14 protein-coding genes and 1 other RNA gene are annotated in these 11,859 nt (G+C 39.8%); 1 reads left to right on the forward strand and 14 read right to left on the reverse strand.

Going from position 1 to position 11,859, the window contains the following annotated elements:
• Positions 1-50 precede the first annotated feature (50 nt).
• The 14 genes from tolB to ffs all read right to left on the reverse strand — a co-directional run bounded on the left by tolB (position 51) and on the right by ffs (position 10,390).
• Positions 51-1,292, reverse strand: a complete 1,242-nt coding sequence (tolB, locus tag G6Q00_RS03790; RefSeq protein ID WP_163532071.1) for a Tol-Pal system protein TolB — start codon at positions 1,290-1,292, stop codon at positions 51-53.
• A gap of 2 nt (positions 1,293-1,294) precedes the next feature.
• Positions 1,295-1,993, reverse strand: a complete 699-nt coding sequence (locus G6Q00_RS03795) for a TonB C-terminal domain-containing protein (protein WP_163532072.1) — start codon at positions 1,991-1,993, stop codon at positions 1,295-1,297.
• Positions 1,993-2,391: an ExbD/TolR family protein gene (locus G6Q00_RS03800; RefSeq protein ID WP_163499108.1), complete on the reverse strand. Its 399-nt coding sequence runs from the start codon at positions 2,389-2,391 to the stop codon at positions 1,993-1,995. The genes G6Q00_RS03795 and G6Q00_RS03800 overlap by 1 nt, the downstream gene beginning before the upstream one ends.
• Positions 2,391-2,945 carry a MotA/TolQ/ExbB proton channel family protein gene (locus G6Q00_RS03805; protein ID WP_163532073.1) on the reverse strand — a complete coding sequence of 185 codons (555 nt, stop codon included), beginning with the start codon at positions 2,943-2,945 and terminating at the stop codon, positions 2,391-2,393. The genes G6Q00_RS03800 and G6Q00_RS03805 overlap by 1 nt, the downstream gene beginning before the upstream one ends.
• A gap of 3 nt (positions 2,946-2,948) precedes the next feature.
• Positions 2,949-3,311: an ATP synthase F1 subunit epsilon gene (gene atpC, locus G6Q00_RS03810; RefSeq protein ID WP_163532074.1), complete on the reverse strand. Its 363-nt coding sequence runs from the start codon at positions 3,309-3,311 to the stop codon at positions 2,949-2,951.
• A 9-nt stretch (positions 3,312-3,320) separates the two neighbouring features.
• On the reverse strand, positions 3,321-4,745 hold the full coding sequence (atpD, locus tag G6Q00_RS03815) for a F0F1 ATP synthase subunit beta (protein ID WP_163532075.1): 1,425 nt from the start codon (positions 4,743-4,745) through the stop codon (positions 3,321-3,323).
• Between the two features lie 10 nt (positions 4,746-4,755).
• Positions 4,756-5,664, reverse strand: a complete 909-nt coding sequence (atpG, locus tag G6Q00_RS03820) for an ATP synthase F1 subunit gamma (RefSeq protein WP_163532076.1) — start codon at positions 5,662-5,664, stop codon at positions 4,756-4,758.
• Between the two features lie 8 nt (positions 5,665-5,672).
• Entirely contained in the window at positions 5,673-7,184 is a 1,512-nt protein-coding gene (gene atpA / locus G6Q00_RS03825) for a F0F1 ATP synthase subunit alpha (protein WP_163532077.1), read from the reverse strand.
• Positions 7,185-7,202: 18 nt separating this feature from the next.
• Positions 7,203-7,733: a F0F1 ATP synthase subunit delta gene (locus G6Q00_RS03830; RefSeq protein WP_163532078.1), complete on the reverse strand. Its 531-nt coding sequence runs from the start codon at positions 7,731-7,733 to the stop codon at positions 7,203-7,205.
• Entirely contained in the window at positions 7,730-8,248 is a 519-nt protein-coding gene (locus tag G6Q00_RS03835) for a hypothetical protein (protein ID WP_240329477.1), read from the reverse strand. Before G6Q00_RS03835 ends, G6Q00_RS03830 begins: the two co-directional genes overlap by 4 nt.
• Positions 8,249-8,256: 8 nt before the next feature.
• Positions 8,257-8,682 carry an HrpE/YscL family type III secretion apparatus protein gene (locus G6Q00_RS03840; RefSeq protein WP_163532079.1) on the reverse strand — a complete coding sequence of 142 codons (426 nt, stop codon included), beginning with the start codon at positions 8,680-8,682 and terminating at the stop codon, positions 8,257-8,259.
• A 55-nt stretch (positions 8,683-8,737) separates the two neighbouring features.
• Positions 8,738-9,358 carry a biotin--[acetyl-CoA-carboxylase] ligase gene (locus G6Q00_RS03845; RefSeq protein WP_163532080.1) on the reverse strand — a complete coding sequence of 207 codons (621 nt, stop codon included), beginning with the start codon at positions 9,356-9,358 and terminating at the stop codon, positions 8,738-8,740.
• Positions 9,358-10,266, reverse strand: a complete 909-nt coding sequence (gene fmt / locus G6Q00_RS03850) for a methionyl-tRNA formyltransferase (protein ID WP_163532081.1) — start codon at positions 10,264-10,266, stop codon at positions 9,358-9,360. Before fmt ends, G6Q00_RS03845 begins: the two co-directional genes overlap by 1 nt.
• 26 nt (positions 10,267-10,292) lie before the next feature.
• An RNA gene (gene ffs / locus G6Q00_RS03855) (signal recognition particle sRNA small type) lies at positions 10,293-10,390 on the reverse strand.
• A gap of 69 nt (positions 10,391-10,459) precedes the next feature.
• Here ffs and G6Q00_RS03860 point away from each other — a divergent pair.
• Positions 10,460-11,842 (forward strand): COG3014 family protein, encoded by a 1,383-nt coding sequence (locus G6Q00_RS03860; RefSeq protein WP_240330971.1) that lies wholly within the window; start codon positions 10,460-10,462, stop codon positions 11,840-11,842.
• Positions 11,843-11,859 lie beyond the last annotated feature (17 nt).

Consider the following 11,859-nt stretch of genomic DNA (forward strand, 5'->3'; position numbering starts at 1 on the left):
TACAAATAAGTTTAGATTATACACGCTACTCTCTTAACCGCCTATAAATATTACCAATCAAAGGATTGGATTTCTAAATTCTCTAGCGGAAAAAGATAACTTTGGTTTGAATCTAGCAAAATCACCCCTAGCGCACTCTGCGATGCTGCCTTTTTTAAAAACATCACAGCTTTACCGTCGTAAGAAAAACGAGGCATCTGATTAACCCCGCTTACAGTTAAACGCCGGACATAGTCGCTTTTAAGGGTGATGAGATGTAAATTAAAGGTACTTCGACCGTTGGCATCTTTATCCTCACGGCTAACATATACGATATTATCCCCAGAAGCTGTTATCGAATCATTATTTTTGGCATAAAACACCACCTGTTCTACTGGGGCGCTTTCACGGAGTTTTTTAAGATAGATATTAGGATAACCGGAGCGATCAGAAACAAAAACCATAGCTTTTTCATTCTCCACAAAAGTACCCATTACATCAATGCCGCTATAAGTTGTTAAGCGTTTAAGGCTTTTTTTCAGAGTGTCGTAGAGAAAAATATCGGTTTGTCCCTCTGGAGCGAGGGATAAAAGTAATTTATTCCCATCTTTACTCACACTAGAAACAGCGGCCATGCCAGAACTTTGTGTGATCACCTCACTTTTACCCGTGTGTATATTATATTTGATAATAGTGGGCTCGCGTAGATACTCTGTAAAATAAATCGCGCTTTGATCAGCATTTGCCCATTTAGGGAAAATATTTAAAAGATTATTTTTAATGATCTCTTGTTGGTAGGATAGTGTGTAATCGGCTACAACAATGCTAGTTACTCCCGGGCTTAGATATTTAGCAAACACCACCATGCGCTGCATCCAAGCAATAGAGGGGGCTTGGATTAAAGCGTTAGTATCAATAGCTATATGGTGGGCAATAAAGGGGTAGAGTGCTTTAGTGTTAAATTGATAATCTTTGCTAGCTTTAATAGAACGATTAGCGATGTCATAAAGGGTTGCATGGATTTGGTGGTTTTGATCTGCTTTGATCTCTACTAAAATCTGAATACCCTTTGTGGCTAGAGTATCATAAGAGGGGGTTTGTGTTTGTATCTGTGGTGTACCCATTATTTCAAAATGCCCGCTTATTTTTAGATCAGAGGCTAATAGACGGGCGATTTTTTTTAAATAAGGGTCTGTATTCTGATAAAAAATAGCAACTTTGGGTAATTTTCCAATGGTTTTAACAATGTCTAGGGTTGCATCGGTGGCTAACAAAGAAGTATAGCACAACAAAAAAAGCCACAAAATCCGCATCATTAATCCTTTGTTTTAAAATTCACCCTCAAGGTGATCGTGCGCTTTTGAGGGTTTGGGGGGAATGTTTGTTTTTGTAAAGAGAGTAAAAGGTTTTCTATTTCTTGGTTATAAGTTGCAAAGGGCGAATATTGCACAATGCTAAAGCTTAGTTGCCCGGTTGTAGAGATTGTAATAAGCACACCTACAGAGGCTTTTTGATTAAAACTAAGTTTCCATTTGGCATAAAGAATTTTATAAATTTGTGCAAACCACTTTTTATCCTCTTCAGAGGAAGGGCTTTCTTCTTTAGGGATTTGTAATTGTATGTGTTTATCTTGCAGGGTTTTAAGGTCGTTACCAAATTGATTAAGGCTATCTTGTAGCGCCTTAAAATCCTTGTTGTGTTGGCTAAACTGGATATTGCGCAATAATTCTTGTGCGCGTCTGATTTGCTGGATTTCTTTTGGGTTAATAGAAGGCTTTTTATCCGGCAAATCTGTAAACATGTTTTTAACACTTAGACCCTCTTTAAAGGGGTTTAAGTTACTTGGTAAGTTACTTGGTAACTTAGGAGTTTCGTTAATAAAATCTACATCTAAGGTTTGTTCGGGTAGAGCTAAGGGGCTATCTTTTTGGTGTTGTAATAAGAGAAATAAAAGGAGGGCGTAACATAGAAAGGCTAAAAGGCCACTAGCAAAGAAAAAACCCTTATTTTGCATTAGGCACTAGTAACTAGAGAAACCTTGTAAAATCCTGCCTCTCTAATATTCTTGAGAAGATAAATAATCTTATCATAGGTTAACCGTTTATCTGCTCGCACATGGACGGCTATATCTTTGTTGTATTTTTTAGCTAAAAGGTGAAAAGATTCCGGAAAAGAGGCAAAGCTATAAACTTTATCATAAATATAAATTTTACCTTGAATATCCATGCGTATTTCTAAAATCTGAGTTTTAGGAGCACGAGCACTTGGAGAACCTTTGGGTAATTTAATGTCTTCTTTATAAGTGATAGTGGGGGCTGTTAGCATTAAAATAGCCAAAAGCACTAGCATAATATCTACTAAGGGTGTGATATTAAGCTCTGGTTTATCGCTATCCCAACCTTCAAAATCCATTATTGCATGCCTTCCTTAGCAATGAGCATATCAATTTGCATCTGTACATAAACGGATAGATCGTAAACTTTGCGTTTTAAAATAAGGAAAAATGAATAGGCCGGAATTGCGGTTAAAATACCTGCTGCGGTAGCCACTAGAGCTTTAGAGATAGTAGGGGCGATCACATCAAAAGAAACTTGCCCACCCCCCCCCAAATGCCCAAAGGTTTGTAAAATTTCTACCACCGTTCCAAAAAGTCCAACAAAGGGCGCGGTGCTAGCAACAATGCTAAGCACCACAAGCCCAGTCGTGTTTTGGCGCATTAATTGGTTTTTCCATACAGCTAACCACTCTTTAGAAGGTCTATCCATATGCGTGTTAAGGTGTAGATCTTGTTGTGCGCCTCCCATAATGGCCTCTAAAGATCGCTTTTCTTTTAAAATATTAGTCTTAATAGAAATATACTTATAAAAAAAGACCCACAAGGTTAAGATAAAATAAATAGAAAGAAGGATCAATACAAATAAAGTAACAAGCCCGCTACTGGCTAAGAAATTTTCTACTAAGGCCATAGTTTATCTTAGACCATGCGCTTCAATTTTAGCAATCACGCTAGAAATGGCTAGGCGATCGGAGGTGGCATCTTCTAAGAGCTTTTTAGCCTTATACACTTCATCATCACCCTTAATAAAGACCGCCCCATCGGCTAAAATATCCACACTCTTATGTTTAACTTCCACATAACCCCAGTTAATAGCAATTAGGCTCACCTGCCCCCCTCTTTCAATCTCAATCACCCCGCTTTTAAGCAAGGAAACCATATTGCTATGCCCCTCTAAAACCCCAAATTCTCCCTCTTCTCCGGGTAAGGTGATGTGATCTACACCACCTGAAAAGATAGAGCCCTGAGGCACTACGATACTAACTAGTAATCCCATGTGCTTCCTTTAAGATGCGTTCTTTTTATCCTTGCCTTCAGCTTTCATTTTTTCGTGTTTTTCTATCACTTCTTGGATACTGCCTACCATGTAAAAGGCATTTTCTGGTATCTCATCGTATTTACCCTCCAAAATCCCGCCAAAACCCTCCAAAGTCTCTTTAAGGGTTACATATTTACCCGGACTACCTGTAAAGACCTCAGCCACAAAGAAAGGTTGGGAGAGAAATTTTTCCACCTTTCTAGCGCGCTCTACGATCTTTTTATCCTCTTCAGAAAGCTCGTCCATGCCCAAAATAGCGATGATGTCTTGTAAGTCTTTATACTTTTGTAAAATTTGCTGGGTACCTGTGGCGATGCGGTAATGTTCATTGCCAATTACCTGCGCGTCTAAAATCCTTGAAGTAGAATCAAGCGGATCAACAGCTGGATAAATCCCCTTTTCTGCAATTTTGCGATTAAGCACCGTGGTAGCATCTAAATGCGCAAAAACAGAGGCAGGAGCCGGGTCGGTTAGATCGTCTGCAGGTACATAAACGGCTTGAACAGAGGTAATTGAGCCGTTTTTAGTAGAAGTGATGCGTTCTTGGAGCTTGCCCATTTCGCTAGCTAAAGTGGGTTGATAACCCACAGCTGAGGGCACACGCCCTAAAAGCGCAGACATCTCCGCGCCAGATTGGGCGTATCTAAAGATATTATCAATAAACATCAAAATATCCAAACCCTTTTCATCGCGAAAATACTCAGCCATAGTTAGACCTGTAAAAACAATGCGATTTCTAGCCCCGGGTGGTTCATTCATTTGCCCATAACATAGGGCTACTTTGTCTAACACCCCCCCCTCTTTCATTTCATGGTATAAATCATTGCCCTCTCTAGTGCGCTCACCTACACCGGCAAAAACAGAATAACCGCTATGTTTATAAGCCACATTGTGAATTAATTCCATAATGATCACGGTTTTACCCACGCCCGCGCCCCCAAAGAGCCCCACTTTACCGCCTTTAGAATAGGGTGCTAGTAAATCTATCACTTTAATCCCGGTTTCAAACATCTCGGTTTTAGTGCTTTGCTGTTCAAAAGAGGGAGCAGCGCGGTGGATAGGCCATTTCATAGGTTCTTTAAGGGGTTCTTGTTGATCAATCACATCGCCTACCACATTAAAAATACGGCCTAACACTTCCTCCCCTACAGGTACTTCAATCATTTTACCCCGCGCCATGACTTTTTGTCCCCGCGTAAGCCCCTCTGTCATGTCCATTGCAATGGTGCGTACGCGATTATCGCCCAAGTGAGCCGCCACTTCTAAAACAAGCTCTCTAGCTTGATCCTCAAAGTGATAACTAACATCTAAAGCTTCATAAATAGCGGGCAAATAGTTTTCAAATTCCACATCTACAACAGGCCCCATGACCTGAATAATTTTTCCTTCCATGATTCTTCCTTTATTTGATCGCTTCTACACCTGCATTGATTTCTACCAACTCAGTTGTGATTGCCTCTTGGCGGGCTTTATTATACGAAACAGTGAGGGTGCGTACTAAATCAGTTGCATTATTAGTCGCCGTATCCATAGCCTGCATTCTAGCGCTATGTTCAGCTGCTAGTGAGTCTAGCAAAGCATAATACATGTTAAAATCAATGAATTTTTTAGCCAAAGAATCTAAAATCGCCCCCTCCTCATCATCAGGTTCAACCACAATCCCCTCTTTTTCCTCTTGCGTACTATCATCTTGCAGATGCGTACCAAAATCTAAGGGTAAAATAGTCTGGACTTTGATCTCTTGAGAGATCATGTTTTTAAAACCATTATGAATAATGAGTACACTATCTGTTAGCCCGTTTAAATAATCTTGTACTGCCTTATTGATAAAAGCACTGGCTCTATCATAATCGGGTGCAGAGCTTAAATCTAGTGCTTGATCTAAAAGGCTAATGCCATTGTAGGTAAAATAAGCCACGCCCTTTTTGCCAACTCCGCGCAAACGCACCTTGATATTTTGATTTTTATAAGTATTGATTAAACGCATCACCTCTTTAATCGTTGTGGTGTTAAACCCGCCACACAGACCTTTATCAGCGGTAACAAAGATGATGTCAATCTTATGGACTTCTAATTGTTCTAGTTTAAGAAAATACTTACTCTCAATACTTTTTAAACCTCTACTTTTAACTTTCGCGCAAATATCTGCAAAGACTTCATTAAGCTTTTGGGCAAACACCCTAGAGCGGCGCGTTACTTCTTCTGTTTTTTTAAGTTTAGAAGTAGAAACCAGTTTCATAGCGCGGGTAGTTTTTTGGGTATTTTTAACGCTAGCGATCTTTTTACGGATTTCTTTTAGGCTGCCTCCCATATTTTCTCCTAAAGAGTTAGACTGAGTTTAAACTCTTCAATCGCCACTTTTAGCATAGCCTCTAAATCTTTATCTAATGCCTTTTTAGTGCGGATATCCTCAAGGATATTAGGGTATTTAGACTCTAAAAAGGGATAAAGACTTTCCTCAAAAGCCACCACTTTTTTAGTGGGTATGCCATCTAAAAAGCCCTTAACTCCGGCATAAATCATCACGATCTGCTTTTCAATAGGCAAGGGGGAATAGGGAGGTTGTTTGAGCACCTCTACCATTCTTTGCCCGCGTTCAAGCTGTTTACGACTCGCCTCATCTAAATCAGAGGCAAATTGGGCAAATGCTTGCAATTCGCGGTACTGCGCTAAATCTAAGCGTAAAGTCCCGGCCACTTGCTTAGTGCCCTTAATTTGAGCCGCTCCCCCTACCCTAGAAACAGAGAGGCCTACATTAATTGCTGGGCGAATCCCGGAATAAAATAAATCGGTTTCTAAAAAGATTTGCCCATCTGTAATAGAAATCACATTGGTAGGGATATAAGCAGATACATCGCCTGCTTGGGTTTCAATAATGGGCAAGGCGGTTAAAGAGCCCGCCCCTTTTTTATCACTCATTTTAGCAGCGCGCTCTAACAACCTAGAATGGATATAAAACACATCGCCCGGGAAAGCCTCACGCCCGGGAGGCCGTCTTAAAATCAAAGAAATTTCGCGATAAGCCACAGCGTGTTTACTTAAATCATCATAAACAATAAGCGCATGCCGCCCTTGATCTCTAAAATGCTCCCCAATTGTTACCCCCGCATAGGGAGCGAGGTATTGCATAGCCGGTGAGGCAGAGGCTGGGGCATTGATCACAATGCTATATTCCATAGCGCCATATTCCTCAAGTTTATGCACCACCTGAGCCACTGTAGACTCTTTTTGCCCGATAGCAACATAAATACAGATCACATTTTGATCTTTTTGATTAATAATTGTATCAATGGCGACGGTGGTTTTACCTGTTTGTTTATCCCCAATGATAAGCTCGCGTTGCCCGCGCCCAATAGGCACAAGTGCATCAATGACTTTAATGCCGGTTTGCAAGGGTTCATGCACGGATTTACGATCCATAATCCCCGGGGCTTTTTGTTCTACAAAACTGAAAGCATTAGCTTCTATGGGGCCTCTGCCATCAATGGGTTCGCCTAGTGTATTAATCACCCGCCCCACTACCGCATCGCCTACGGGTACTTTCATAAGTTGTTTAGTGCGCTTAACACTTGTGCCCTCTTTAATATTTCTCCCCCCACCAAGCACAATTACCCCGACACTTCCCTCCTCTAAATTAGAAGCCAAACCCCTATCGCCGGTATCAAATTCAACCACCTCATAAGACATCACATCTTTAAGCCCATAAACTTTAGCAACGCCATCAGCATAAGCAATCACCCGCCCTACTTGTGTGATGTTAATATCAGGCGCAAAACTCTCGATTCGCTCTTTAATAATGGCGCTAATTTCTTCTGCTTTTAATTTTAACAATTTATCTCCTTTGTGGTTTTACACCGCTTCCATAATATGCCGTTTGAGCTGTTTAAAAAAATAGTCTTTATAAAATGCAATCTCAATTTCTAAATCCGGAATATCTAACCGCAACCCCTCTTTATCCTGATGGAATACTTTTAAATCTAAAGAAATGTTTAGATAGGCTGAAACCTCTTGTTTTAACTGCTCTGCTTGCTCTGAGGGGATATTTTGATTACAATATAAATAGCCTTGATAGATATTTTTCTTGCGCTGTGCTTGTGCTAATAACTCTTGATAAATCAAAGGCAAAAGAGAGAGGCGTTTATGTGTGGTTAAAAGAGCAATTAGGTTAACTAATTTGCTCTCTTTTTTCTCTAAGAAAGAGGTGAGAATATCTTGTTTTAGCGATTCTGGATAATAAGGGGAGGCAATTAATTCTAAAAAATCCGGGTGATTATAAAGTGTACAGATTGTCTCTAAGCCTCCCATAGTGGCCTCAAGTTCCTCTGGGTTTAAACTACGGCGTAAAGCCTCCGTGTATTTTTTAGCAATGAGCGCAATCATTGCACCACTTTTTGGTGGATTAGGCGCATGTAAACCGGTACACTAAGAGCGGTCTCTGAAGCATTAAAAAGCGTATCTAAAACCTCTGCAATCGCTTCTTCTTGCATTTTTTCCTCCTCTTTTTCTTGCATAGAGCGGTAGCTTTTAATCAATTTTTCAATCACAATCTTAGACTGCTGATCGTATTTTTGGGTGAGTAAATAGGCCTCTTGTTTGGCATTTGAAACAATTTGGCTAGCTTGTTGTTTGGCTTGTTCTAGGGTGGATAAAGCCTGTTCTTTTTCCTCTTTGATAGATTGGCGTTGATCTTGCAAACTGCTTAGTTTTTCAGAAATTTTAGAACGCCTTTGGAGTAGTACTTTTTTAAGCATACTGCCTGTGAAGTACCACAAAATCCCTATAAAGAGCAAGAAATTTAACACCCGCATTACAATATCTGTTTGCCCCATTTGCATAGGTGTACCCATAGCCATAGCGCTTAAAACCATAACCCCAACTAACACACGCTCTAACAAAACTAACCTTAAACTTGAGATATTTTAAGCTTTAAAGAAGCCTCTAAAGCTGGTAAATCCTGCAATAATTGTAATTTCAAATTACTTTTACTTTCCTTTAATGTGGCACAAAACTGGCGGTACTCTTTGTTAAGTTCCTCCTCTTTTTGGGCCACTACAGATTCATAATTGGCATGGGCGTTAGAGAGCGCATCTTGTAAAATTTTATCCGCTTGAAGTCGCGCTTCCTTAAGAAGTTCTTGTGCTTCTTTTTTGTAAGCAAGCACTTCTTTTTGGATTTGCTCGATGCTTTTTTGATCTTTAGCCACCGCCTCTTTGCGTGCGTCCATATTGGCCAAAATAGGGCGATACACCCAAATATTTAGCAAGAATAGCAAAACCAAAAAGGTTACAAAGACCACAGCCATTAAATGGATACTAATTGAAATGTTCATGGTTTAATCCTTAAATGTAAGCGCGCATTTTAACAAAATCTAACTTTCTGATGGCTTAGCGATTAGCATGGTAAATATTACCCGCAATGCATAAACCTCCATCTTCTAAAATCTGGGCTTGTTGGAGAGAAATGCGATCATTTCCATGTTTAAAAAATTGGTTTTGGTGGTTATGGGTAAAATCTTGGCAATAGGCGCTATAAATATCTTGCCAGCTAGGTTTTGTTTCTAACTTTTCTAAAAAAGTGTATAAAGTAATCTCAGGGCACACATCTAGCGCGCCATAGTGCTTAGATTCTATATTAAGCCCGATCCCACAAATTAAAGTATTATGATAAATTTGAGTCATCACCCCCCCGATCTTATTCCCCTCTTTATAAAGATCATTGGGCCATTTAAGCCACACCTCAGATTTGCCAAGATCATGCAAACTCTCTTTAAAAAGATAACCAAAATATAAACTCCAACTTTGCATGGGTACTCCTGCATAAACTTCCCATGCAAAAGAAAAGGTTAAAGCCCTTTGTACACTCTCCCACTTTTGCGCGCGGCTACCCACACCAGCACTTTGGTATCTAGCCCACACACAAATAGGCGCACTTAACCCCCCTTTTTTAATTTGCTCCACTAAATATAATTGGGTGGAGGGTAGGGTTTTAAAATATAAAATTCTCACTAATTTAAAACCCCCCCAACTTTTAAGCGTTTCCCGCTTAAATAACTCTTAGCGCTGATTTTTTGCTTTGCCGGGGCCTGCAAGGTTGTAATTTTAAGTACACCCTCTAAACAACCTATTAAAACACTTTCCCCCTCTAAGGCTAGAATTTCTCCTTCTTGGTGCAAATCTTTAGTATTAATCAATTCAATTCCAAAAAGCTTTAACCCACTTTTTAAAAAGACCCCCGGCCATGGGGTATAAGCTAGAGATTTTAAATACACGGCTTTAGCGCTATTAAAAGCAACAAGTCCGTTTTCTTTGCTAATTTTTTTACAATAGGTGGCTTTGGTGTGATCTTGTGGAATGGGGGTGATTTGTTCTAGTTGGTTTAAAACCCTTGCTACTAGTTTAGCCCCCATAAGGGCTAGCCGCGCGCTTAACTCCTCAGCGTTATAATCTCTATCTTTGATAAAAGAATCCATACCTAAAATATCCCCTGCATCCATCTGAGCGCTCATTTTAATCACACTCACCCCAAATTCGCTTAAATCATGTAAAATCATCTCTTGTATGGGTGATGCGCCCCTAAATTGGGGTAAAAGCGAGCCGTGCAAATTAATACAGGGGGCTAAATTCAGAAGGGATTGGGGTAAAATTTTACCATAAGCCACCACCACAACCACATCGGGCTTAAGATTTTGGATAGTTTGTAAAGTTAAATCATCTATTTTTAGAGGCTCAAAAACAGGGATAGATAATTGTTTTTCTTGGATAAAAACCTTAGTGGCGCTATCTTTTATTTGCTGTTGCCTGCCAAAGGGTTTACTAGGCTGGGTGATTAAGCCCACCACCTCAAACCCCTCTTCTAGCAAATATGCAAGCACCACTTGGGCGAATAAAGGAGTTCCCATAAACAGAATTTTCATATCTGCTTTTTAAAAATTTGTTCCACCCTCCCTCAGATGACTAAGGCACACAAGATACCAAGCGGCTCTGCTGTGTTTCCACCCTGAAGCATTAACTTAATACCCCATTGCATAGGTCTAAGGAAAGGCTGGCGGACTTTATCCTAAGTTTTCTTACATTTTGATAAAATGCTAGATAAATTGGGAGAGAGAAATGTTTAAACAAAGAATAGGGATTGTACTAACTACGGCCTTTGTTGTGTTGTTGTTTTTAACCGGTTGTACAGGAGGGCGGGCACAATTACAGCATTTTGATCAGCTCTATTACACCGGTTCTCTCTTCTCTAATGCCTACGCCTTTTCTAAAAAGATGGCTAAGAAAAACCATAGCAATATTTTATTATGGGATTTACAAAAGGGAATGAGTGCTTTAATGCAGGGGGATTATTCTAAATCTTTGCACGCACTTGATGCGGCTGAATTTAGATTTAACCACCACCAAAACCTCTTTACAAAATCTTTAAGCACCGTAGGGGCAGTTTTTGTTAATGACAATGTGCGCACTTATACCGGTAATATTTATGAGAGTGTGTTTATTAATTATTATAAAGCTATGGATTATCTTCTTTTGCATGACCGTGCAGATGCGCGGGTGGAGTTTAACCGCGCTAACGATCGCCAAAGAAGAGCCAAAGAATTTTATAGCAAAGAAATTAGAAAGGCTATTGATAAAATGCGCGAACAAGGATCTTCGCGTTTAGATGCCGCCCAATCAGATGTAAAAGTACAAGAAATTCTAGCCTCTCAATATTCTAATTTAGATAATTTTTACGCTTATGATAATTTGATTAACCCTGTTGTTTCCTATCTCTCTGGCCTTTTTTTTGCCCTAGATAATGATACATCTAAGGGGCTAGACTACATCAAAGAAGCCTATGGAATTAGCCATTCTACAACTATAGGGGAGGATTTACTCTTTTTTTCCCACCCTTCCTCTACTAAATTCACATGGATTTTTATTGAAGATGGCAAACAAGCCACTAAAAAAGAATTTAAAATTAATATCCCTCTTCCTACGCCCGATGGCATTTATGATGCTAGTTTAGCCCTCCCACAACTTAAAGTTGGCCGTGATTTTCATAATTCCTTTAGTTTACTAACCAACAACCAGCAACAAGCATTTGAACCCTTGCTATTTTTAGATGGCTTGATTGCTAGCGAGTTTAAAAAACAACTCCCCTATATTCTTACAAGGGCTATCACCTCAAGCGTGCTTAAATTAGGGATTGAAGCAGTGTCTAATCAATATTTAGGCTGGTTAGGGGGGTTATTTTCCTCTCTTTATGCGGCTGTGAGTACCTCTGCTGATATTCGCTCTGCTAGTGTTTTCCCTCATAAAATTTATATTCTACGAATCAGCAATTCTCATAAGAATCGCGTGCATATCCAAGCAGATGGGCGCGATATTTATACTTTTGCTTTCAGGCATTGTCTACCAAGTACTACACCAGAGCCTAACACCTATTGTTCTAACCAAAACCATATTCTTTATATCCGTAGTTTTGAATTTGGTAGTATTGTGCGGACTTTGTGGTGATGTTAAGATAGTTATGC

It is taken from the genome of Helicobacter suis (genome assembly GCF_902196125.1).
GTDB classification, from domain to species: Bacteria; Campylobacterota; Campylobacteria; order Campylobacterales; family Helicobacteraceae; genus Helicobacter; species Helicobacter suis_B.